Here is a 23,420-nt window from a genome sequence, read left to right on the forward strand (position 1 = left end):
AGTATGGCTAATACATTTAAAGTTGTTATTCCTGCGCGCTATGCATCATCTAGGTTGCCAGGTAAACCACTGCTTAAAATTGCGGGTAAAGAGATGATCTTGCATGTGTGCGCAAAGGCCGCGAAAGCAGGCGCACAGGAAGTCGTTGTGGCAACCGATGATGAGCGAATTCTTGACTGTGTAAAGCAGGCTGGTTTTAATGCGGTGATGACGTTGGAGTCGCATACCAGCGGTACCGAGCGTCTGACCGAAGTGGCTAATAAGTTAGTATGGGAAGACGATACCGTCATTGTTAATTGCCAAGGCGATGAGCCATTGATCCCACCGGAACTGATTAAAAGAGCGGCTACTGCATTAATGGGGCAGGAAGCTGCGCAAGTCGCGAGTTTGTGCGCGCCGATTGATGATCTAGGCGAGGTGCTTAATCCAAATGCCGTTAAAGTTGTTCGGGATGCGCAAGATTACGCGCTTTATTTTAGTCGTGCTCCGATTCCTTGGGATCGAGAGGCTTTCCCAGTAAACCCATCGAATCATCAAGCAAGCCATTTCAGGCACATTGGTATCTACAGTTATACCGCCGGTTTCTTGCGCCGCTACATCACTTGGCCGACTAGCCAACTTGAGGTAATAGAATCGTTGGAGCAACTTCGCATTTTAGCTATGGGTGAAAAGATCTACGTACCATCTGTCGACCAAGTTCCAGAGGCGGGAGTAGACACTCAAGATGACTTGGATCGTGTTAATAAGGTTTTAAGTCAATGATCAAGGTGTTATTTATCTGCATGGGTAATATCTGTAGATCACCAACGGCACACGGCATTTTCCGCCAGATGCTGGCTGCTAAAGGTTTGCAAGACCTTATAGAGGTTGATTCTGCGGGTACGCATGCTTATCACGTTGGAAAAAAGCCGGATCAACGCTCTATGCAGATGGCGACATTACGAGGGGTTGATTTAAGTGACTTAAGGGCTCGCCAGCTTGATGATTACGATTTTGAAGAGTTTGATTATTTATTAGTAGCGGATGAAGATAACTATTACTTAACCAGAGAAGCCTGTCCCTTAGAGTACCGACATAAAATTAAGTATATGTTGGACTTTGCAACGCGTAGTACGATCAAAGAAGTACCTGACCCGTATTTTGGGCAAGGTAATGGGTTTGAGCGAGTATTCGACCTTTTAGAAGATGCCTGCGAAGGCTTGTTAATTGAGTTAGAGAAAAAATTAAGCAGTTAGTTTTGATTAAGTACTAGCTGTAAAACAAACTTACTGCCGAAATAAGCGAGCATTAACGCAAGGTAACCGCCATACGTCCATTTCACCGCTTTTTGTCCGCGCCAGCCTAAGAAGTGTCTTCCCCACAGTAGAGTCGCAAATAAAATCCAAGCCATCATAGATAGGACGGTTTTATGTGCAATGTGTTGAGCGAAAACATCATCAAGAAAAATAAAGCCGGTTGCAAGAGCAAAAGTTAATAGGAAAAGACCTAAGGACAATACACGAAACAGTAAGGCTTCCATTAACTGAAGCGGTGGCAAGAAATTTATGAGGCGGCTTGGGTGTCGGTTATGTAGTTGCTTTTCTTGAAAGGACAGGAATATGGCTTGAAACGCAGCAACGGTTAATAAGCAGTACGACAAGATAGATAGAATAATATGAGTCTGCAAGGCACCATCAAATGCGACTGAAGTGGCAACAGGTGCAGAATTATTAATATTAAGCAAAACAGCTATTGCGGATAAAGGAAATACAATAATAGCAAGAGTTTCAATGGGTTGCTTAAAAGCGCTGGCAATAAACAGTACGCTAATAACGAGAAAGACTAAAGACAGCATGCTGAAGAAATCATTAGCAATAATCTGGTTGACGTTATAGCTATGAGTGACAAGTAGTGCATGCGTGACGATGGCTGCCATTGCGCTTAACAGTACGAATTGACGAGGATTGTTGATTTTCTCACCTTTGTTGATATGTATCGCAACAAGGGATGCGCCAATGATGTACATGAGCGCGCTAACAATAGTTAGGCCATTAAATATAGTAAGGGAAAGAAGCATGAGCATAGTGTGTCATAAAGCGCTGTGCGGTAGAAGTGCTGGGTTTTAAAATTGTTTACTTATGCTGCCTTTAAACTATAAAAATCAACTGCATCAGCTGGAAAGACGTGCGAAAATACGACAGATAACTTTTTAGGATATAACTATGTTTAACAACTTAACAGACCGTTTAAGCGCTACCTTTAAAAACATTAGAGGGCAAGGGCGATTAACAGAAGACAATATTAAAGAGACCATGCGTGAAGTTAGAATGGCCTTGTTGGAAGCAGATGTTGCGCTTTCTGTTGTCAAAGCGTTTACCGAGGTTGTTAAAGAGCGTGCGCTAGGCCAGGAAGTGATGCAAAGCCTTTCACCAGGTCAAGCGATGCTCAAAATAGTTAATGACGAACTCGTTAAAACGATGGGTGAGGCAAATGAGTCCTTAGACCTATCTGCTGCGCCGCCAGTTGTTATTCTTATGGCCGGCTTACAGGGTTCTGGTAAGACAACAACAGTAGCCAAGCTGTCGCGGTTACTCATTGAGCGCCATAAAAAGTCTGTGATGGTGGTGAGTGCCGACGTGTACCGTCCAGCAGCGATAGATCAGCTGCAAACATTAGCAACTGAAGTGGGTGCTAACTTCTTCCCAAGTAGCGTAGAACAAAAGCCGGTTGATATTGTAAAAAACGCGATAGCTGAAGCGAGCAAGCAATTTAGTGATGTGTTAATTGTTGATACAGCGGGTCGTTTACATGTTGACGATGCGATGATGGATGAAATCCGTCAAGTTCATAAGGTTGCTAATCCAGCTGAAACCTTATTTGTTGTTGATAGTATGACTGGGCAGGATGCGGCTAATACGGCGAAAGCGTTTAACGATGTGTTGCAACTGACGGGTATTGTTCTAACGAAAACAGACGGTGATGCACGAGGTGGTGCGGCTTTATCAATACGCCAAATCACTGGTAAACCGATTAAGTTTTTAGGTGTTGGTGAAAAAACAGATGCGTTAGAGCCGTTTCACCCAGACCGCGTTGCGTCGCGATTGTTGGGTATGGGGGACGCGTTAAGCTTAGTTGAAGAAATTGAGCGTAAAGTTGACAAAGAAAAAGCCGAAAAGTTAGCTAAAAAAATCCAAAAAGGAAAAGGGTTTGACTTAGATGACTACAGGGATCAATTAGCTCAAATGATGGATATGGGCGGTATGAGTGCGATGATGGATAAAATTCCTGGCATGTCGAATGTTCCGCAAAACGTTAAAAGCCAAGTAAATGATAAAGACTTCACTAGGCAAATTGCATTGATTAACTCAATGACAAAAAAGGAAAAAATATTCCCTAATTTAATTAACGGTTCAAGAAGAAAGCGTATTGCTGCTGGTGCAGGCTTGCAAGTTCAAGACGTCAATAAGTTGATGAAGCAATATAAACAAGCGCAAAAAATGATGAAAAAAATGTCCAAAGGCGGCATGGCAAAAATGATGCGGGGCCTAAAAGGGCAGTTAGGTCAGGGGCAAGGGTCCCCTTTTCAGTAATTAGTTTCGAGTAGTTTTTTAAGTAATAATGCTGTGAAAGGTGAAAAAAACTTCACCAAATCAAATAATTCACGTAAAATTAACTGGTTAACTCAATCAAGATTTACAAAAACAGAATTCAAGGAAAATAAATGGTAAAGATACGTCTTTCAAGAACAGGCGCAAAAAAGCGTCCTTTCTATCACGTTGTTGTTGCAGATAGTCGCAGAAGTCGCGATGGTCGTTACATCGAAAGAGTTGGTTATTACAACCCTAGAGCGACAGGTGGCGAAGTTCGTTTAACACTTGACGCTGCTCGTGTTGATCACTGGGTTGCACAAGGTGCCCAAACAACAGAACGTGTTGCAAAGCTTGTAAAAGAGGCTGCTGAAGCTGCCGCTTAACGGTGTCTGAAGTAACTCGCTCAGAAAAGATAGCGGAAGAAAATGCCTGGTTAAAGCTGGGCAGTATATCTGGGGTATTTGGTGTTAAAGGCTGGTTAAAAGTCTATGCCAACACAGATAAAAAAGAAAACATACTGTCTTATCAGCCTTGGTATATTGAACGTAATAAAGTTCGTAAGGCTGTTAAATTAAAAGCTGGAAAGCCTCATGGTAAAACTATCGTTGTGCTAATAGAGGGCATTGATGATAGAAATGAAGCTGAGAAGTGGATTGGGTGTGATATTTATATGCCATCCGATCAGCTCCCAACGTTAAGGAAAGATGAGTATTACTGGTCTGACTTAATTGGTTTAAAGGTTGTATCAGTTGATGGTGATGACTATGGCGTTATTGACCATATGCTTGAAACTGGAGCCAATGATGTCATTGTTGTAAAAGGGGATAGGGAGCGATTGATTCCTTATGTCACAGGTCAGGTGGTTAAGTCTGTTGACCTGAAAGAACAAAAAATGGTCGTTGACTGGGATGTGGATTTTTAACGGTTATGCGCTTTGATGTTATAACGTTATTTCCAGAGTTGTTTGAAAAAACCGCCTCGATGGGCGTAGTGGGTAGAGCCATTGCGTCTAATACGATACAGTTGAAAACGTGGAATCCAAGAGATTTTACGGAAGATCTACACCGTACCGTGGATGATCGGCCTTTTGGTGGAGGTCCTGGAATGGTGATGAAGGTTGAGCCGCTTAAAAAAGCGATTCAATCGGCAGTAGATGCTGTAAATGAACCTGTTAAGGTTATTTACTTAAGCCCTCAAGGGCGTAGGTTAGATCAGCAGGGCGTGAACTATTTGTCAGGGTTTTCGCGTTTAGTATTATTGGCAGGTCGATATGAAGGTGTTGACGAGAGACTATTAGAAGCGAACGTTGATGAAGAGTGGTCGATTGGTGATTTTGTACTCAGTGGTGGTGAATTGCCAGCATTAGTATTAATTGATGCGGTGTCCAGAATGTTACCAGATGTCTTAGGACATGAATGTTCAGCGGTCGAAGACTCGTTTGTTAATGGCTTGTTGGATCACCCGCATTACACACGGCCAGATGTGTGTGATGGGCTAGAAGTGCCGGGTGTGCTATTGAGTGGCAATCATAAAAAGATAGAGCGTTGGCGAGAAAAACAAGCATTAGGTAAAACATGGCAAAAGCGCCCTGATTTATTAGAAAAAATTGAATTAAGCAAACATCAACAATCGCTACTTGATGAATTCATACAAGAACTGAATAATTTACAGAGTTAAAACTAGGGAATAAAAAATGAGTAATATAATTGCACAATTAGAAGCAGAACAGATGACGAATGAATTGCCTGCATTTAGTGCTGGTGATACGGTTATCGTAAAAGTAAAAGTTAAAGAAGGAACAACAGAGCGTGTTCAGTCTTTTGAAGGTGTTGTGATTGCGAAGCGTAATCGTGGCCTTAACTCAGCTTTTACAGTTCGTAAAATTTCACACGGCGAAGGCGTTGAACGTGTTTTCCAAACATACAGTAAGTTGATTGCTGGCGTTGAAGTAAAGAGACGTGGTTCAGTTAGACGTGCCAAACTTTACTATCTTCGTGAACTTCGTGGTAAAGCAGCTCGTATTAAAGAGAAGCTATAACGCTGAATTGAAGCTGTTTTTTGCTTCAGTGGAACTTATGCCTCTGGGTGTAAGTTACTCGAAAGTAGAGTACAAAAAAGGTCGGTTTATCCGGCCTTTTTTTGTGCCTATTAATGTTTGAATTTGCTGACGAAAGGGCGCCTGTTTATTGCTAAGATAGCATCATTATAAAAGTGGGAAAAGGTAACATCATTGAGTGATAACGATGACATCGTTTTGTTTCTTGATAGTTTGTGGGTAGAGTGTGGGCTAAGCGACAATACCCTCGCGGCATACAAAACAGATATACAACTGTTTTCAAAATGGATTAATAGTCGACATAAAACGTTATTAACGTGCGAATCTTCGGACGTTTCTTTATATCTAGCCGATCGCTTGGGGCGAGGTATATCGGCAAGGTCATCGGCTCGCTTTTTATCCAGCTTAAAACGGTTTTATATCTACGCGGTACGAGAAGGGAAGGTGAAAGAAGACCCTGCTGCAATTATAGAAGCACCTAGGTTAGGGCGTAGTTTACCGTCTACCTTATCTGAAAGTGATGTTGAAGCGTTGTTAAATGCGCCGGATACATTAACAGCGTTAGGTTTTAGAGATAGAGCCATGCTTGAACTATTGTATGCAAGTGGTCTTAGGGTCAGTGAATTGATCGGGCTGACATTGGCTGAAATAAACTTTCGCCAAGGCTTGGTCAGGGTGACGGGGAAAGGCAATAAAGACCGTTTAGTGCCCGTTGGTGAAGAAGCGTTAACTTGGCTTCAGGATTTTATTAACCAGTGGCGGTTAGAAATTTTAGCTGAAAAGAAAACGGATTTTGTTTTCCCTACAAACCGTGGTACAGGAATGACGCGGCAGGCTTTTTGGTACATCATTAAGCGCTATGCGACGAAAGCGGGTATCAATAAAGCTATTTCGCCGCACAGTTTACGGCACGCCTTTGCGACACATTTGTTGAATCATGGTGCCGATTTACGGGTTGTTCAGCTCCTACTTGGTCACAGCGATTTGTCAACAACGCAAATTTATACACATATTGCGAAACAACGTTTAAAAGATATTCACGAGAAGTTTCACCCAAGAGGGTGAAAAAATTCAAACAGTATGTATGTTTTTTAGCTTTAAACGTGTCTAATAAAATTAATATGGATAAGGAATGTTAATAAATGAATAAATTCTTGCTTGCTTGGTTATTGGTGATAGGTTTTTCTACAGCAACTTTTGCTGATGAGTCGTCTGTTGCTAAAGGGTTGTCTAAAGTTATTCCCAGTGTGACAAAAGATAGTGTGTCTAAAACACCCATTAAAGGTTTATACCAAGTACTGGTTGGTGCGCGTGTTATTTATGCTTCAGAGGATGGGCGATATATTATTCAAGGAGAGATGGTGGATTTGCTCAATCGTGAAAACATGACTGACAATGCGTTGAAAATGGCGCGTAAAGCGGAGCTGGCAAAAATAGACGAAAAAACCATGGTTATCTTTCCAGCTAAGAATGAGAAACATAAAATCACCATCTTTTCTGACATTGATTGTGGTTACTGTAGAAAGTTACATTCTCAAATTAGTACGTATACCGATGCAGGCATGACAGTGAGATACTTGTTCTATCCGCGTTCAGGCCCAAATACTGAGTCCTACCATAAAGCTGTTTCTGTTTGGTGTGCAAAGGATAGGAATGAAGCATTAACGGATGCGAAACTTAACGATAAAGTTATTAATAAGAGCTGTGACAACCCAGTGGATGAGCATATGAGGATTGCTCAGCTATTTGGAGTAACTGGTACACCAGCTATTATTGCTGAAGATGGCACGATGGTGCCGGGTTTCGTTCCAGCTAAGGACCTCATCAAGCATTTAGGCTGGTAGTTAAGTAACTAAGGCCTTTAGCTGATATAAAGTATCAAGTGCTTCTTTTGGGCTTAAGTCATCGGGTGATAGTTGCTCAATAAAGTTAGATGCTTCTTGGTTTAAGCCGGAGCTGAAGATATCGAGCTGTGGATGTGCTTGAGGGCTGTGACTGACCGTATTTTTTTGTGCTTCCAACGAGGCTAGTTTTTTACGGGCATTGTTGATAACGGTTTTTGGTACGCCTGCTAGGGCAGCGACTTGCAGGCCGTAACTTTGATTCGCCGCGCCTTCTCTTACCGCATGCAAAAAGACAATGTTGTCACCATGTTCAATGGCGTCTAAGTGAACGTTCGCAGCCGTTTCGGCGTGTTCTGGCAATGAGGTCATTTCAAAATAATGCGTCGCGAATAAGGTAAATGGCTGGGCTTTGTTAGCGAGGTATTCGGCGCTGGCCCAAGCTAAAGATAGGCCGTCAAAAGTGCTCGTTCCGCGACCAATTTCGTCCATTAGGACTAAGCTTTGATCGCTGGCATTGTGCAAAATATTGGCGGTTTCAGACATTTCAACCATAAACGTTGAGCGACCACTCGCTAGGTCGTCAGATGCGCCGATGCGAGTAAATATTTGGTCAATAGGGCCGATGATTGCTTCAGAAGCGGGGACATAGCAACCTATGTGGGCCATTAGTGTTAGTAAGGCTATTTGACGCATATAAGTTGATTTTCCACCCATATTGGGGCCGGTGATGATGAGCATTCTACGCTCTGCATGAAGCTCAATGTCGTTAGGGATAAATTGAGTATCTATCACGCTTTCGACAATAGGGTGGCGACCTTGCTTTATCGAAATGCCAACTTTATCCGTTAATACGGGTTGATTGAAATTAAGTGCCAATGCGCGTTCAGAAAAGTTGCTTAATAGGTCAATTTCAGCGAGTGCTTCGGCACAAGCTTGTAGTTGACTGAGCTGCGGTGCGAAACTTAAAAGTAATTCGTTATATAATTTTTTTTCACAGGCGAGCGCTTGCTCTTTAGCATGTAATACTTTGTCTTCGAACGCTTTTAGCTCGGGTGTTATATAGCGTTCGACATTTTTTAATGTTTGTTTTCGAATGAAGTGCTCGGGCACTTTGTCTGCTTGAGACCGTGGCACTTCAATGTAATAGCCGTGAACGCGATTGTAATTAAGTTTTAAGGTGCTTATTTGGCTGCCATCGCGCTCTTTTTGTTCCATATCCAGTAAAAACTGGTCTGCATTGGCGCTAATGTTTTTAAGCTCATCTAGTGTTGTGTTGTAGCCTTCGGCGATCACCCCGCCATCGCGGATCAAAACGGGTGGGTTTTCAATGATGGCGCTCTCTAATAGGTCGGCTAACGCTTGATGGTTGCCTGTTTGCAGGCGCAAAGTTGTTAACCGGGGTGCGTCTAAATTAGTTAAGCAGTTTTGAATGGTAGGTAGTATTTTTAGGGTTTCTCTTAAAACCACAAGGTCGCGAGGTCGAGCCGTGAGTAAGGCAATGCGACTGCTGATGCGTTCGATATCCCCTGTTAATTTGAGTGATGTTTGCAACTCGTCGACGGTATTATTTTGAAGTAACTGCTCAATTGCTAAATAGCGGTGTTTGATGGTTTCTTGCTTGCGCAACGGTAGGTGAATCCAACGCCGCAGCAGGCGCGTGCCCATGGTTGTTTTGCAGCGATTTAGCAAGCCGAATAAAGTGAAGTTGTTGTTACCACTCGGGTGGTAATCAAGCTCAAGGTGCTGTCTGGTGGCCGCATCTAATGAGATAAAATCAGTTTGTTGGACAACCTTGATAGATTGTAAATGAGGCAGTGATGATTGATGAGTGTCTTTAAGGTACTGCATTAATGCACCAGCAGCACTGATGGCTAGCAACATATCTTGACAGCCAAAGCCTTGTAAATCTTTTGTGCCAAACTGTTTGTTTAACAATCGCGTCGCCGTTTGGTAGTCAAAGTGCCAATCGGCTAATGGGCAAAGTCCTTTTTGAATCCTGAGTAGATTTGATAGCTGGCTGTCCTCACTGATCAATGTTTCTGCTGGATTAATGCGTGCAAGTTCAGTTTTTAAAGTATGTTCATTGCCTATTTCTTGCAGTATGAAGCGACCGCTTGCGAGATCAATAGTGGCTAGTCCGTATTGGCTTTTTTGTTCAAAAACGGCGCAAAGCAAGCTGTCAGTGTGCGAATCCAGTAGCGAGTCTTCGGTCAAGGTGCCTGGTGTAATAACGCGTACAACTTTGCGTTCGACTGGGCCTTTTGACGTCGCAGGGTCGCCAATTTGTTCACAAAGGGCGACAGATTCACTGGCTTTTAATAACTTAGCGAGGTAACCGTCAGCAGCGTGATGGGGGATCCCAGCCATTTGAACAGGCTTACCATTGATTTGACCGCGACTTGTCAATGTTATGCCAAGTAGAGCAGAGGCCTTAACGGCATCATCAAGAAAAAGTTCGTAAAAATCACCCATGCGGTAAAATATAAGAGTATTAGGATGGTCTTCTTTGATGCGTAAATATTGCTGCATCATCGGTGTGATCGTTGGTTTTGTTTTTACGTTTTTCGGCATCCGGCTAGTTTAACAATCTTGCCGATATTCGGTGAATTTTAATAGGAAGTTTCGAGAGGGTATCGATGGTTGAATCTATCGCTAAAGAAGTAAGTTTACAGGCAAAAAAGTTGGCTGGGTTGTTGCTGGATCAAAATAAAACGCTGGCCGTCGCGGAGTCCTGCACGGGGGGCTGGCTTTCAAAAGTGCTGACGGATTTATCGGGCAGCAGTGAGTGGTTTTTGGGCGGAGTAGTCAGTTATAGCAATCAAACCAAGCAAGATTTTCTGAAAGTGAAAGAGCAGTGTCTTGATGAATTTGGCGCAGTGAGTCAGCAGGTGGCAGAGCAGATGGTTGGTGGAGTGGATAAAGCCTTTTCATCATCTATATCATTATCCATTACGGGTATTGCAGGGCCATCTGGTGGATCGAATGATAAACCCGTAGGCTTGGTTTGGTTTGGGGTGAAGAAGTCGTTAACTCAGGCGCGTTCATGTAGTAAGACCTTTACTGGTAACCGTGAACAAGTCAGGCAACAGGCTGTATTAATGGCGCTGCAGTTATTGGTCGATATGTTGACTGAATAAGCTATTATAAAACCGTGATTTTCATTTTGAGCTTATCCCAGTATGTGGGATAATTCCGAGTTACTTACGCTAATTAGCTTTTACAGGGAGTAGAAGCACTAAAGAGGATGAAAAATGGACGAAAATAAGAAAAAAGCACTAAGCGCTGCGTTGTTACAAATTGAAAAGCAGTTTGGCAAAGGTTCAGTCATGCGGATGGGTGATGGCTCGAGTATTCCAGGTATTGAAACGTATTCAACGGGGTCGATTGCGCTAGATGTCGCTTTAGGTGTTGGTGGCCTACCTCGTGGGCGAGTGGTTGAAATTTATGGTCCAGAATCTTCTGGTAAAACAACCTTAACACTCGAAACCATAGCGCAATGCCAAAAAGCAGGTGGTACGGCCGCGTTTGTTGATGCCGAGCATGCGTTAGACCCGATTTATGCTGACAAAATTGGTGTGAATATGGAGGAGCTATTAGTTTCGCAGCCGGATACCGGTGAACAAGCTTTAGAAATTGTCGATATGCTAGTACGCTCAGGCGCAGTCGACATGGTGGTGATTGACTCCGTTGCTGCGTTAACACCCAAAGCTGAAATAGAAGGTGATATGGGTGACCATCACGTGGGCTTGCAAGCACGATTAATGTCGCAAGCGCTGCGAAAGCTGACGGGTAACATCAAACGTTCAAACACACTGGTCGTTTTCATTAACCAAATTCGTATGAAAATTGGCGTGATGTTTGGTAATCCAGAAACGACAACGGGTGGTAATGCGTTGAAGTTTTACTCTTCAGTACGTCTTGATATTCGTCGTATTGGCGCTATCAAAAAAGGTGATGAAATACTCGGTAATGATACGCGCGTTAAGGTCGTAAAAAACAAGGTAGCTCCTCCTTTTAAGCAAGCACTGTTTGAAATACTGTATGGGGAAGGCATTTCACGCGAGGGTGAGTTGGTGGACTTGGGTGTGAGTTTAGATTTGGTTGAAAAAGCGGGTTCTTGGTATAGCTATGGCGGTACTAAGATTGGTCAAGGCAAAGATAACGCGAAGAGTTTCTTCAGAGAAAACTCGGATAAGGCGGCTGAGCTTGAGGCTAATATTAGAGCGGCGTTGTTACCTAAAAAAACTGAAAAGCCTGAAGCAGAAGGTGAGAAAGTCTGACCGAAGAAAAGAAAAGAGAAATATCACGATTGCGAGCAAGTTGCCTAGGTCTGTTAGCTAGACGGGAACATAGCCAACGTGAGTTGTTTCAAAAGCTAACATCAAAAGGTTACGATGAGGACGATATTAGCCGCTTGCTGGAAGAGTTTGTTGACTTGAATTGGCAAAGTGATCAACGTTTCGCTGAAAGCTATGGACGCTCAAGGGTGCATAAGGGTTTTGGCCCGATTCGGATTCAGTATGAATTGAAAGAAAGAGGCGTGGACACAAGTATTAATAATGTGTTTGAAGAGCAGCCTGATTGGCAGACATTACTAGTCGAGTTGCACATAAAAAAATATGGCGAGCAGTCGCCAGTCGATATAAAAGAGCGTGCAAAGCGTACACGTTTTTTTCAACATAAGGGTTTTACACACGACATGATCAAGCAGTTATTTGATCAGTTGTCTTAATACAGGTTTTAACGAAATGAAAAATTTAAGTAGTGCTGAGGTTAGATCAGCCTTTTTGACATATTTTGAAAAGCAGGGGCATAAAATTGTACCTTCTAGCTCGTTAGTACCTGGGAATGACCCGACCTTATTGTTTACGAATGCGGGTATGGTTCAGTTTAAAGACGTTTTCCTAGGTCAAGAAAAACGTTCGTATACCACAGCAACATCGTCACAGCGTTGTGTTAGGGCAGGTGGCAAGCACAACGATCTTGAAAATGTTGGTTACACAGCCCGTCACCACACCTTTTTTGAAATGCTTGGGAACTTTAGTTTTGGTGAATATTTTAAACGTGATGCGATTAAATATGCGTGGGAGTTTTTGGTTAAAGAACTTGGTATTCCTGCTGAGAAACTATGGGTTACGGTGTTTGATGAAGACCCAGAAGCGGCCGATATTTGGCTGAATGAAGTAGGCGTTAGCCCTGATAGGCTATCGCGAATTGGTGCGAAGGATAATTTTTGGTCAATGGGTGATACCGGTCCCTGTGGCCCATGCTCGGAAATATTTTATGATCATGGCGAAGAGGTTGCAGGTGGCCCACCAGGAACACCAGAAGAGGACGGCGATCGGTATGTCGAAATCTGGAACCTAGTGTTTATGCAATACGATCGTAATGATAAAGGAGAGTTAACGCCTTTACCAAAGCCCTCTGTTGATACGGGTATGGGGCTGGAACGCGTCGCGGCAGTTTTGCAGGGCGTTCACAATAACTATGATATTGAATTATTTAAGGGGTTGATTAAAAGCGCCTCAAAACTAACAAACACAAAGGATACAAGTCATACCTCTTTACGGGTTTTAGTTGACCATATCCGTTCTTGTGCGTTTCTTATCGTCGACGGTGTTCAACCGTCTAATGAAGGTAGAGGTTACGTACTGAGGCGAATTATTCGTCGGGCAATACGCCATGGTTACAAACTGGAAATGAAGGGTATTTTCTTTCACAAATTAGTACAGCCGTTAGCCGAAATCATGGGGGAAGCGTATCCAGAATTGATAGCCAAAGCTGAGATGGTGAGTAACATTTTGCTCAAAGAGGAGCAGCGTTTTGCGGAAACGCTAGAACAAGGTATGAAACTGTTGCAAGGTGGTACACAGGCGCTGAAAGATAATTTGATTACGGGTGAAACGGCTTTCAAGCTGTACGACACATATGGCTTTCCTGTTGATTTAACGGCGGATTATGCAAGAGAAAATGGCTTAACCGTTGATATTAAAGGCTTCGAAGAAGCGATGGATGCACAGCGTGAGCGTGCAAGGTCATCAAGTTCATTTGCCGTTGGTCAGTCAGAATTGCCACAAATAGATTTAACGACAGAGTTTGTTGGATATGAAACCTTAGAGTCCAACGGAGTACTACAGGCTATTTATAAAGAGGGAGAAGAAGTATCGTCAATCAGTGAGGGAGACAGCGCTTATTTGGTGTTAAATAAAACAGCGTTTTACGCTGAATCCGGCGGGCAAGCGGGCGACCGAGGCGAGATTACGACACCAGCGGCAGTTTTTGAGGTGTTAGACGTACAAAAGCAAGGTAATGCGTATTTCCATGTTGGCCGAGTTACACAAGGTGAATTTTTATTACAACAAGCAGTGGTGGCGAGGGTTGATAGCGACAAACGTTTAGCAACGGCATCAAACCACTCGGCTACTCATTTGTTACACGCAGCTCTTCGTCAAGTGTTGGGTGAACATGTGACGCAAAAAGGCTCATTAGTAGAGGCGGCGAGATTGCGCTTTGACTTTAGTCATTTTGAACCAATTACAAGAACTCAGCTTCAAGAAGTTGAGCGCTTAGTTAACCTACAAATACGCTCCAATGCAGATGTTGAAACACAAATAACAGACCAAGAAACGGCGGTTGCTAATGGTGCGATGGCATTGTTTGGCGAAAAGTATGGCGATAAAGTTCGGGTGTTGAAGATAGGTGATTTCTCTACAGAACTTTGTGGTGGAACACACGTGAATCGTGCCGGTGATATTGGCTTAATGAAAATACTATCTGAAACAGGTATTGCTTCGGGGGTTCGTCGTATTGAGGCTATTGCTGGCGAAGGTGCTTTATCGTGGGTTGAGCGAAGTGACGACTTGTTGCAAGAAATTGGTAAATTGGTCAAAGGCAATCGCGACTCTTCGATTGATAAAATCACGCAAATTCAAGATAAAAACAAAGCGCTTGAAAAAGAACTAGAGCAATTAAAAGGCCAGTTAGCAAAAGCAGCCAGTGGTGATCTGGTAAATCAAGCCGTTAACATTGACGGACTAAATGTACTAGCAGCTTATATCGAAGGCAGTGATGGTAAAACCTTACGTGACTTAGTCGATCAATTAAAAGACAAATTAGGTAATGCGGCGATTGTTTTATCAACAGTTCAAAGCGGTAAAGTAACACTGATAGCCGGCGTGTCTAAAGATCAAACAAGCCGAATTAAAGCAGGAGACTTGGTTAATTCAGTCGCACTTCAAGTCGGCGGTAAAGGTGGTGGTCGGCCGGATATGGCACAAGCTGGTGGCGATAATCCTGAAGCCTTAGACGCAGCACTCAGGTCAGTACCTGAATGGGTGGAAGCTCAACTCAATGCAGCAAACGGTTAGTCCGCCTAATTTAAATAGCTCTTATACCCAATGGTATAAGCATTAAATAACACAATTAAGCACGATAGAACTATGACGTTACATGTACACAAATACGGTGGTACATCCGTAGGCACTGCTGAAAAAATTCAGGCTGTTGCTAAAAAATTAGTCGATGAAAAAAATGCAACAGGACATGATCTTGTTGTTGTCGTTTCAGCAATGAGCGGTGAAACAAATCGGATGACTGAGTTAGCAAAGCAGATGCAGCAAACGCCATCCACGAAGCAAATGGATGTGCTGTTATCGACCGGCGAGCAGGTCACTATTGCGTTGTTATGTATGGCGTTAGAAGAATTGGGGCAACCGGCAGCATCCTACACGGGTGGTCAGGTTAAAATTGTCACGGATGACATTCACAGTAAAGCCCGTATCGAAGAAATTCATACCGATAGAATCGAAGCTGATTTAAAAAGTAATAAAATTGTTGTTGTTGCGGGTTTCCAAGGTGTTACTGCTGAAGGCGCTATTACAACACTCGGGCGAGGGGGGTCTGATACGACAGCGGTCGCGTTAGCGGCATCACTAAATGCGGATGAATGTCGAATCTATACAGATGTAGATGGCGTTTATACCACCGACCCTAGAGTAGAACCGAAAGCGAGAAGGTTGGATAAAATCACTTTTGAAGAAATGCTAGAAATGGCGAGTTTAGGATCAAAGATTTTGCAAATTCGTTCAGTTGAATTTGCGGGCAAATACAATGTTCCATTGCGTGTTTTATCAACGTTTATCGATGGTGAAGGCACGTTAATTACATATGAGGATGAAGGTATGGAAAAAGCACTAATTTCAGGTATTGCATTCAACCGTGATGAAGCAAAAGTTACCCTAGCGGGTGTGCCAGATATGCCTGGCGTAGCATCAGCCATTTTAAAGCCAATTTCAGAAGCAAATATTGAAATTGATATGATCGTGCAAAATGTTGCAGAAGATAAAACAACAGACTTTACCTTTACCGTGCATAGAAATGATTTTGATAAAACAATGCAGGTTTTACAAAGTATTTGTACGGAGTTGGGTGCAGAAAAAGTTGATGGTGACAATAAAATAGTAAAAGTATCTATTGTGGGCGTTGGAATGCGTTCACACGCCGGTATTGCTAGCCAAATGTTTGAGGCGCTTGCGAATGAAGGTATTAATATACGGATGATATCAACGTCAGAAATTAAAATTTCCGTTGTGGTCGACGAGAAATACTTGGAGTTAGCTGTACGCACTTTGCACGAATCATTTGGCTTATCAGAAAAATAATCAACGTTTGATGGCTGTTTGCGCTTAGATAGCTATGGTAGAATACACTCAATAATAAGAAAAAATGTAATTGGTTGGCAACGCTTCAATGATATGGAGCAACAAGGAGATATTATGCTTATTTTAACGCGTAAAGTTGGTGAATCCCTCGTTATTGGTGATGACGTATCGATCATCGTATTAGGGGTTAAAGGAAATCAAGTAAGAATTGGAGTTGACGCACCTAAAAGTGTTTCTGTTCATCGTGAAGAGATTTATAACAAAATCCAAGATGAAAAGAATTCCAGCGGCAATAGATAGTCAGTAGTAAATTCCGGAGAGATGGCCGAGCGGCTGAAGGCGCTCCCCTGCTAAGGGAGTATGGGTTTTAAAGCCCATCGAGGGTTCGAATCCCTCTCTCTCCGCCATTATCCCTTATAAATCAATGAGTTAATTTGTTTTTATTGAGGTGCCACATAATCTCAAGGTGATGGATTTTATCTTTAAAACCTCATTGGAGAATTAGTGGGATTTGCTACTTAATAAGTATTAGTAGCAGATATGAAAACCATTCGTATATAGGAATTTCGAACTTATACAGAAATTTTGGCCGTGAGTTTCACTTTTTGTACGCCTTCCTAAGTAGTTATTTGGCTAAATATTTTTCCATTGCTAATGAGGGCATTGGTCTGTGGAAATAATAACCTTGCACAATGTCACAATTCATTTCCATGCAAAGATCGGCTTGCTCTTTTGTCTCAACACCTTCAACAAGAACCTCTAAGCCAAGGCTGTGACCTACAACGGTAATGGCTTCCATAATAGCTTTATCATCAGGGTCCTCTGGGGCATCACGTACAAATTCTTGATCAATCTTTAACGTTGTGACGGGGAATCGCTTTAAATAACTTAATGATGAATAGCCTGTTCCAAAATTATCAATTGATATATTCATCCCCGATTCCTTCAGCTCTAGCAGTTTCTCAAGCACGGTATTGTCTGAATCGATCAGTACATTTTCTGTTAGTTCAATGCCAATATCTTTAGGGCTGAGCTTGTTTTCTTCTAACGCCTGCTCAATTAATGAAAAAATTCGCCCATGTCTAAAGTCTCTCCCTGATATATTTAAATCAACACGAACAGGTATTAAGCCTTGATCTTGCCATTGCCGTTGTTGTCGGCAGGCTGTGGTAATAACCCATGCTGTAATTCTATTAATGAGTCCTGTTTTTTCAGCGATGGGGATAAACTCTGCTGGCGATACCCATTCATCATCAACTGACCAACGAATTAATGCTTCACAAGCAAGCACCTCGTTATTTTCTAATTGAACCTGTGGTTGGTAATAAAGTTGAAACTCCTCGTTTTCAAGTGCCTTTCGTAACCCTGATTCAATCCATCGATCCCTTTGAAGTTTATTATTCATTTCAAGGGTAAAGAAGCGGTAACAATTACGGCCCGCATCTTTTGCTCGATACATCGCAATATCGGCGCTTTTAAGGAGTGAATGCATATCTTCCGCGTCGTCTGGGTATAGACTGATACCAATGCTTGGTGTGATATTAATTTGATGCTCTTTTAGAGAAAATGGCTCAATAAAGGCCTGTAGTATTTTGTCTGCAACGGTAGAAGCATTTCTTTCATCTTCGGAGTGGGGCAAAATAATAACAAACTCGTCACCACCAAATCGGGCAATAAAATCATACTCCCTTAAAATAGTTGAGACTCGTGTTGAAACTTGTTGCAATAAGTCATCGCCTCTTTCATGGCCAAGCGAATCATTCACCGACTTGAAATGATCAAGATCAAAAAACAAAAGCGCTAGCTTCCCTTTAAACCGCTTGGCCTCATCAATTTTCATTCGTAATTCTGTATCTAATTGAAAACGATTAGGCAGTTTAGTCAATTGGTCGTAGGTTGCTATATATTCGAGTTTATTTTCAATTCTTTTTCTTTCATAAATTTCATTTTCGAGGGTGACGTTCTTTTTAGTGAGTTCATCTTCAACAAAAGTACGACTCTCCTGCATTAAAACAATTAGCCAACTTCCAATAAGCGAAATAAGGGCGAATATGTAAAATATATTGATATAGGTTGCTTGGATGTTTTGAATGGTTGCCGGATCTATATCTAATATTCTGATGGTATAGGTTGTCCAAAGAATGAAACCGATAATTGATAACAAGGCTATAAGAACCAGTATAAAACTGGTTAACCTGGACAAGCTTTCAAGGTGAAATTTATTGGCAGTGGCTATATTTGCAAACTTAAGAAGCTTTTCTTTTAAACTAAATTCTTTTACGTCTTTACATGAATCATGACAACGCGCTTCTAGTGAACAGCATAAGGAGCAAATGTTAGAAGAATACATTGAGCAGGAAGCCATGTCCTTTGCATTATATTGGATATTGCAAATACCGCAGGTATGTAGGCCGTCTTCAAAGTTTTCTGATTGACGTGCGATGTAATACTTTCCTTTGGTGGCAAAGGCGATGAGTGGTGAGAGTATAAATGCAGTACTAAGGGCGATAATGGATGAAAATGATTGGAGACCTTCACCTAATAAACCTGAAAAGGCAACAATAGAAATAATAGAGGCTATCAATGTGCTAAAAACGCCCACGGGGTTTATATTAAACAAGTGAGCTCGCTTAAACTCAATAACGGGAGGGCTTAACCCTAGGGGTTTATTAATAACAAGGTCGGCAACGATGGCAGCAATCCACGCGATGGCAATGTTGGAATATAACCCCAGTATCTTAGTCAATACATCAAACACGCCTATCTCCATAAGAAGTAGCGCAATTGAAATATTAAAAATAACCCAAACGACCCGTCCGGGGTGAGTGTGTGTTGTTCTTGAGAAAAAATTAGACCATGCTAATGATCCCGCATAGGCATTCGTTACATTTATTTTGATTTGCGAGATCATAACGAAAATAAAACTAACGCCCAACGCCAGAGAAGGGTGCTCAAAAACATAAGTATAAGCGGCGTTATACATATAAATGGGCTCTTTGGCTTCGATGATGGATGCGCCACCTAAGAGCACTAATGCCGCTAAAAGAATCCCCCCCATTTGTTTTAGAAAACCGAGAATGACCCAGCCTGGCCCAGCTAAGATAACGGCAGTCCACCATTTAAGTCGATTATCTTTTGTTTTATCGGGCATAAAACGCAAGTAATCAACTTGCTCACCAATCTGCGCAATGAGTGACAAAGAGATGCCTATTGCTAAACCAAAAGGGTAAAGAGAAAACTCTGAACTTCCAGTTTTGGTGCCTGCTAAATTAAAAAAATTGTCTAGTAGATCCGGTTCTTTAAATAGCACCATACCGAATGGAAGAATCATTAAAGCTAACCATACCGGCTGTGTAACAAGCTGTAACCGATTTATGGCTGTCATGCCATAAAAAACAATTGGAATTATAATTATCGAGCAAAGGGCATACCCAATTGAAAGAGGTAGGCCTGTATATAGGAAGAGTGCCTGAGCCATGATGGCTGCTTCTAACGCAAAGAATATAAAACAGAATGAAGCGTAAATTAATGAGGTGATTGTTGACCCCATATAACCAAACCCTGCTGCACGGGTTAACAGGTCAATATCAATATTATTTTTTGCGGCCTGATAGCAAATAGGCAAGCCCATCAGAAAGATTATTATCGAAGCCGTTAGGATTCCCCAAAAAGCATTCTGAAAGCCATAACTTATCGCTATGCTTGCGCCAATCGCTTCAAGGGCAAGAAAAGAGATGCTACCAATGGCGGTGTTCGCAACAAGAAATTCTGACCAGTTCCGAAAGCTTGATGGGGAATAGCGGAGTGCGTAATCCTCAATACTTTCTTCTGCAACAAATTGATTGTATTCCCGCCGCTTTATTTCAACTTGAACGGTATTGTCATTCATCGGGTGAGATGGCGTCTAGCTAAAGTATGATGCATGCTATTTAAAAAAAAGTGTAATGTCTTGAGTATAAGTTAACGGTCATGTTTAGGTTGTCTTTAAATGTTTTTTTTTGATTTAAAACAGCGTTCACTAATAAAAATAGAGAATCACTAGAATTGATTGAAGATGTGCGAGTGTGATTTCAGATTTGACCATCTCCCAGAGCTGTTATTTCTCGGCGTTTTTCTCCGTCGACTGGATTCGAGCCAGTAACCCAATGATTAACGCTGACCTAGTCCATAATAGGGAAAGCTAAAGATCACTGACTTAGTGATCGACGCATTGTTGGTGGTCGTTTGGCGGCGAAAGCCAAAGATCGAGTCCTCATTCATTCTGATTAATGCGTGCAATATACCTGCAGCGACTGGAAGAAATTTGTAGATGACCATAACCTGGAACTAAGCATGAGCAGCCGAGGAAATTGACACGATAGTGCTGTTGCCGAAAGCTTTTTCTCATTGCTAAAAGCAGAGCGAATTAAGCGGGGTATATTCAAAACGCGAGCTGAAGCACGCTCAGAGATATTTGATTACATAGAATTTTACTACAACCAGAAAAGAAACTATGGGCACAATGGCGGGCTACCTCCGGTCGTTCTTTGAAGAACAACATATTAAGAAGTTAAAGGCTGTCTAAAAAACTAGGGGCTTGCCAGTAATTTTGAAGAATGTAATTAAGCGAAGAGTGCCAGCTCAACTATTAGTTTCCTTTTCTTTTATTCGGCATTGGGGTAGCATCTAGAAAACAAAGATGCTAGTGGGTCACGAAAAGTGTTTGTTTTTTTTGCAAAAAACTCTTTTAATTGACCTGTTATTGAAAAAAAATGCATTGAATAAAAGTGGTCTAGCTGATTCTTCTTACATAAGAAGAACCGTTTTAAAGATGGGGCGAGAAGGGGGAATAGTTATGGGTAGTTTACATATTAGTCGTGGTCGGGATTATCAGAGAAATGTAGAAAAGGCTTGGGAACTTTTCAATTGTGACATAAAGATTGATAAACCTAATGTTTCAAAAGATATCCTTGAGTCATGGAATCGATCACGGCAGTTTCAAGTAAATAAAAAACAGAGCAAAGCCCCTGATATTGAGAAAACTCCTGACTTGAATGTAGCGAGTGACATTTATTTGGAGTTACGGAAAGCGGCTTTGCCAATTATTAAAGATGCTAGAAATATTTTAGACGATAACCAGCTTTTTATGCTGCTGACGACAGCGGAAGGGTTAATTCTTGAGCGAGAAGGTAATACAAGTTCACTTATGATGGCTGATACACAGCACCTAGTGATCGGAAGTAACTGGTCTGAAGAGCAAGTTGGAACTAATGCAGTAGGAACAGCCATCTCATTGAAGCGCCCTGTACAAGTCATTGCTCGAGAACATTACTGTAATATGACTCAGGTTTGGGGTTGCGCTGCGGTACCAATAAGGGACTTACGGGATGGGCGAGTGCTTGGGGTTTTGGATACCACGGGGCCTGAACATTCGTTTTTGTCAATGAATTTCGGCTGGGTTAATTCAATGGCTTCGTGCATTGAGTACCGTTTAAATGAGGAACGAAATAGATCCAAATACCGTTTGATTGAAGATTGTATGGAGATAATGCGGCGGTGGCATAAAGAAAAAATCATGGTTTTTGACAAAGAAGGCTTTCTGGTCTGGGTGAGTAACGAAGTCACTTCTCTGCCTGAAGAACTGCCAAGCTTCTTGCAACAAATCTCTATTGGATCAAGAATAGATGAAATGTCTGTAGGTCAGATCGACATAGATAACTTGCCAGAGGGTGTTAGCAGTGAATGGATTGAAACTGTTATGGATGGTGAAAAAATTGCGGGGCATATTGTTGTTATTCCTACATCGAATAAAGTAAAGAAACAGCAACAGGCTTTTAAGAAAAAGAATGATTACGGCGACAATGAAACCTTGTTAGTCGGTGTTAGTGATACTGTCGTAGGGCTTCGTAAATTAGCAAAAAAACTGTCAGGTTTTAATGCAATCGTGACCATTACTGGGGAGACAGGTACAGGAAAAGATGTCATGGCAAGGGAAATTCACTCCTTGAGTGGTAAAACGGGTGCATTTGTTGCTGTGAATTGTGGGGCCATTCAAAAAGAATTGTTGGCAAGTGAATTGTTTGGGTATGCAGAAGGTAGTTTTTCAGGAGCAAAACGAGGTGGGATGATTGGGAAGTTTGAAGCTGCCCAAAATGGGACGATTTTATTAGATGAGTTTTGTGAATTACCTTTAGATCTACAAGTTTATTTGCTTAGAGTGTTGGAAGAGAGGGCAGTGGTTAGAATTGGTGAATCGAAGGTTCGCCAAGTCAACGCGCGAATCATAGTGGCAACCAATAAAAACTTAGAAAAAGAAATGGCAGCGGGTCGTTTGAGGGAAGACTTATATTATCGAGTAAATGCTACCACCATTGAATTACCGCCTTTGCGGGAGCATAAAGAAGATATTTCTATTTTATTCAGTTATTTTATGGACAAAGTGTCTAGGGAAAATTGTGGCGAGCCCTCAACGCCAAATGCCGCTTTTACTAAGGCGATTCAAGAGCATCATTGGCCAGGGAATATAAGAGAGTTACGAAACTTTGCTGAAAATTGTTTCTTGATGAATGCAGATGAAGAGCTAACGTTTAAATGTATTCCAAAAAGGATGCTTGTAACTCAAACCAGTATAAGCTCTTCTTCGGGTAGCACCCTCGAAAAAGTTGAACATGAAGCAATCATTCAAGCACTTGAACTAAAGGATGGGAATGTTTCTAAGGCAGCGAGTCATTTAGGTATTGCGCGAAGCACTTTTTATAAAAAAATGCAAAAATATCAGTTGGCAGATTACTCATAATTATTTTTGAAACGTGGCTAAAGCATACTTAGCCTTCTTCTATCAAGAACGTCTTATCTGCTGCAGCTTTTAGAGCTGAAGCTGAGTTACCCTATCTTTTAGTACAGCAAGCTGTTTTTATTTATGGGGAAAATATTTTCCCCAGCGTTGAAATATCATCAAGTGATACATGCTAGTTGCTCATAAATGGGGTGACAGGCCTACCTTAGGTCATGCGGCAGTGAGCTAATCTTGGTTTTAATCGTTCAAGTCGTCTCCTCTCAGTCATCACCTTACACATTAGTTAATAACTATTACATCCACAAATCATTGTGTTTGAACATGTTGTTGAATCCCATTTTTTCTTATTGGTATGTCTTATTTGCGCTAGTGACGTTGGATGTTTATTCGATTGTATAAATATGAGACTAATGAACCTAACAAGTGTATTAAATTAGTACAAACAAATATTAAAACGCCAGTATTATTAAAATAATGTTGTTTAACATTCTGTTTTAAAAAGAAAAAATAAACATG

The 23,420-nt window shown here is 41.8% G+C and carries 19 protein-coding genes, 1 tRNA gene and 1 pseudogene; 18 read left to right on the forward strand and 3 right to left on the reverse strand.

Annotated features, from left to right (window positions below; genetic code table 11):
* Positions 1-3 precede the first annotated feature (3 nt).
* Together kdsB and AB1Y31_03610 are read left to right on the forward strand one after the other, a co-directional pair.
* Positions 4-762, forward strand: coding sequence for a 3-deoxy-manno-octulosonate cytidylyltransferase (gene kdsB, locus AB1Y31_03605; protein MEW4982251.1), 759 nt, complete (start codon positions 4-6; stop codon positions 760-762).
* Positions 759-1,235 (forward strand): low molecular weight protein-tyrosine-phosphatase, encoded by a 477-nt coding sequence (locus AB1Y31_03610; protein ID MEW4982252.1) that lies wholly within the window; start codon positions 759-761, stop codon positions 1,233-1,235. Before kdsB ends, AB1Y31_03610 begins: the two co-directional genes overlap by 4 nt.
* On the opposite strand, the gene ccsA is transcribed toward AB1Y31_03610, so the two are convergent.
* Complete coding sequence (gene ccsA / locus AB1Y31_03615; protein MEW4982253.1) at positions 1,232-2,005, reverse strand: cytochrome c biogenesis protein CcsA; 774 nt, start codon at positions 2,003-2,005, stop codon at positions 1,232-1,234. The two genes, AB1Y31_03610 and ccsA, sit on opposite strands and share 4 nt — an antisense overlap.
* Before the next feature lie 196 nt (positions 2,006-2,201).
* On the opposite strand from ccsA, the gene ffh reads away from it, so the two are divergent.
* The 7 genes from ffh (at position 2,202) to AB1Y31_03650 (ending at position 7,469) form a co-directional block, all read left to right on the forward strand.
* The gene (gene ffh, locus AB1Y31_03620) at positions 2,202-3,569 is read left to right on the forward strand and encodes a signal recognition particle protein (protein ID MEW4982254.1); all 1,368 of its coding nucleotides are present in this window, start codon (positions 2,202-2,204) and stop codon (positions 3,567-3,569) included.
* Positions 3,570-3,700: 131 nt separating this feature from the next.
* Positions 3,701-3,952, forward strand: a complete 252-nt coding sequence (gene rpsP, locus AB1Y31_03625) for a 30S ribosomal protein S16 (protein MEW4982255.1) — start codon at positions 3,701-3,703, stop codon at positions 3,950-3,952.
* Between the two features lie 2 nt (positions 3,953-3,954).
* The gene (gene rimM / locus AB1Y31_03630; GenBank protein ID MEW4982256.1) at positions 3,955-4,491 is read left to right on the forward strand and encodes a ribosome maturation factor RimM; all 537 of its coding nucleotides are present in this window, start codon (positions 3,955-3,957) and stop codon (positions 4,489-4,491) included.
* Positions 4,492-4,496: 5 nt separating this feature from the next.
* The gene (trmD, locus tag AB1Y31_03635) at positions 4,497-5,246 is read left to right on the forward strand and encodes a tRNA (guanosine(37)-N1)-methyltransferase TrmD (GenBank protein ID MEW4982257.1); all 750 of its coding nucleotides are present in this window, start codon (positions 4,497-4,499) and stop codon (positions 5,244-5,246) included.
* Between the two features lie 16 nt (positions 5,247-5,262).
* Positions 5,263-5,607, forward strand: coding sequence for a 50S ribosomal protein L19 (rplS, locus tag AB1Y31_03640; protein MEW4982258.1), 345 nt, complete (start codon positions 5,263-5,265; stop codon positions 5,605-5,607).
* A 192-nt stretch (positions 5,608-5,799) separates the two neighbouring features.
* Entirely contained in the window at positions 5,800-6,690 is an 891-nt protein-coding gene (gene xerD, locus AB1Y31_03645) for a site-specific tyrosine recombinase XerD (GenBank protein MEW4982259.1), read from the forward strand.
* Between the two features lie 77 nt (positions 6,691-6,767).
* Complete coding sequence (locus AB1Y31_03650; GenBank protein MEW4982260.1) at positions 6,768-7,469, forward strand: DsbC family protein; 702 nt, start codon at positions 6,768-6,770, stop codon at positions 7,467-7,469.
* Here AB1Y31_03650 and mutS read toward each other — a convergent pair whose 3' ends face one another.
* On the reverse strand, positions 7,470-10,040 hold the full coding sequence (gene mutS / locus AB1Y31_03655; protein ID MEW4982261.1) for a DNA mismatch repair protein MutS: 2,571 nt from the start codon (positions 10,038-10,040) through the stop codon (positions 7,470-7,472).
* Positions 10,041-10,105: 65 nt separating this feature from the next.
* Here mutS and AB1Y31_03660 point away from each other — a divergent pair, with 65 nt between their 5' ends.
* From AB1Y31_03660 to AB1Y31_03690, 7 genes are all read left to right on the forward strand, one after another.
* Positions 10,106-10,606, forward strand: coding sequence for a CinA family protein (locus tag AB1Y31_03660; GenBank protein ID MEW4982262.1), 501 nt, complete (start codon positions 10,106-10,108; stop codon positions 10,604-10,606).
* Between the two features lie 114 nt (positions 10,607-10,720).
* Positions 10,721-11,749 (forward strand): recombinase RecA, encoded by a 1,029-nt coding sequence (recA, locus tag AB1Y31_03665; GenBank protein MEW4982263.1) that lies wholly within the window; start codon positions 10,721-10,723, stop codon positions 11,747-11,749.
* Between the two features lie 29 nt (positions 11,750-11,778).
* The gene (locus AB1Y31_03670) at positions 11,779-12,201 is read left to right on the forward strand and encodes a regulatory protein RecX (GenBank protein MEW4982264.1); all 423 of its coding nucleotides are present in this window, start codon (positions 11,779-11,781) and stop codon (positions 12,199-12,201) included.
* Positions 12,202-12,217: 16 nt separating this feature from the next.
* Entirely contained in the window at positions 12,218-14,836 is a 2,619-nt protein-coding gene (alaS, locus tag AB1Y31_03675) for an alanine--tRNA ligase (GenBank protein MEW4982265.1), read from the forward strand.
* Between the two features lie 72 nt (positions 14,837-14,908).
* Positions 14,909-16,129: an aspartate kinase gene (locus tag AB1Y31_03680; GenBank protein MEW4982266.1), complete on the forward strand. Its 1,221-nt coding sequence runs from the start codon at positions 14,909-14,911 to the stop codon at positions 16,127-16,129.
* Positions 16,130-16,243: 114 nt separating this feature from the next.
* Positions 16,244-16,429 carry a carbon storage regulator CsrA gene (gene csrA, locus AB1Y31_03685; protein ID MEW4982267.1) on the forward strand — a complete coding sequence of 62 codons (186 nt, stop codon included), beginning with the start codon at positions 16,244-16,246 and terminating at the stop codon, positions 16,427-16,429.
* Between the two features lie 15 nt (positions 16,430-16,444).
* Positions 16,445-16,536 (forward strand) — tRNA-Ser (locus AB1Y31_03690).
* A 218-nt stretch (positions 16,537-16,754) separates the two neighbouring features.
* On the opposite strand, the gene AB1Y31_03695 is transcribed toward AB1Y31_03690, so the two are convergent.
* The gene (locus AB1Y31_03695) at positions 16,755-20,018 is read right to left on the reverse strand and encodes an EAL domain-containing protein (protein ID MEW4982268.1); all 3,264 of its coding nucleotides are present in this window, start codon (positions 20,016-20,018) and stop codon (positions 16,755-16,757) included.
* A 303-nt stretch (positions 20,019-20,321) separates the two neighbouring features.
* Between AB1Y31_03695 and AB1Y31_03700 the strand changes: the two are divergent.
* Both AB1Y31_03700 and AB1Y31_03705 read left to right on the forward strand, forming a co-directional pair.
* Positions 20,322-20,693, forward strand: a pseudogene (locus tag AB1Y31_03700) (IS3 family transposase).
* A 138-nt stretch (positions 20,694-20,831) separates the two neighbouring features.
* Positions 20,832-22,904: a sigma 54-interacting transcriptional regulator gene (locus tag AB1Y31_03705; GenBank protein ID MEW4982269.1), complete on the forward strand. Its 2,073-nt coding sequence runs from the start codon at positions 20,832-20,834 to the stop codon at positions 22,902-22,904.
* The last annotated feature ends 516 nt before the right edge of the window (positions 22,905-23,420 follow it).

Origin of the sequence: Cycloclasticus sp. (assembly GCA_040743155.1) — a bacterium.
Taxonomy (GTDB): Bacteria; Pseudomonadota; Gammaproteobacteria; order Methylococcales; family Cycloclasticaceae; genus Cycloclasticus.

Coding starts and splice junctions, on each gene's coding strand:
- AB1Y31_03610 (MEW4982252.1), top strand. CDS start 759: ATGATCAAGGTGTTATTTATCTGCATGGGTAATATCTGTAGATCACCA.
- AB1Y31_03660 (MEW4982262.1), top strand. CDS start 10,106: ATGGTTGAATCTATCGCTAAAGAAGTAAGTTTACAGGCAAAAAAGTTG.
- AB1Y31_03680 (MEW4982266.1), top strand. CDS start 14,909: ATGACGTTACATGTACACAAATACGGTGGTACATCCGTAGGCACTGCT.
- alaS (MEW4982265.1), top strand. CDS start 12,218: ATGAAAAATTTAAGTAGTGCTGAGGTTAGATCAGCCTTTTTGACATAT.
- AB1Y31_03695 (MEW4982268.1), bottom strand. CDS start 20,018: ATGAATGACAATACCGTTCAAGTTGAAATAAAGCGGCGGGAATACAAT.
- trmD (MEW4982257.1), top strand. CDS start 4,497: ATGCGCTTTGATGTTATAACGTTATTTCCAGAGTTGTTTGAAAAAACC.
- recA (MEW4982263.1), top strand. CDS start 10,721: ATGGACGAAAATAAGAAAAAAGCACTAAGCGCTGCGTTGTTACAAATT.
- rplS (MEW4982258.1), top strand. CDS start 5,263: ATGAGTAATATAATTGCACAATTAGAAGCAGAACAGATGACGAATGAA.
- csrA (MEW4982267.1), top strand. CDS start 16,244: ATGCTTATTTTAACGCGTAAAGTTGGTGAATCCCTCGTTATTGGTGAT.
- kdsB (MEW4982251.1), top strand. CDS start 4: ATGGCTAATACATTTAAAGTTGTTATTCCTGCGCGCTATGCATCATCT.
- ccsA (MEW4982253.1), bottom strand. CDS start 2,005: ATGTACATCATTGGCGCATCCCTTGTTGCGATACATATCAACAAAGGT.
- AB1Y31_03650 (MEW4982260.1), top strand. CDS start 6,768: ATGAATAAATTCTTGCTTGCTTGGTTATTGGTGATAGGTTTTTCTACA.
- ffh (MEW4982254.1), top strand. CDS start 2,202: ATGTTTAACAACTTAACAGACCGTTTAAGCGCTACCTTTAAAAACATT.
- mutS (MEW4982261.1), bottom strand. CDS start 10,040: ATGCCGAAAAACGTAAAAACAAAACCAACGATCACACCGATGATGCAG.
- rpsP (MEW4982255.1), top strand. CDS start 3,701: ATGGTAAAGATACGTCTTTCAAGAACAGGCGCAAAAAAGCGTCCTTTC.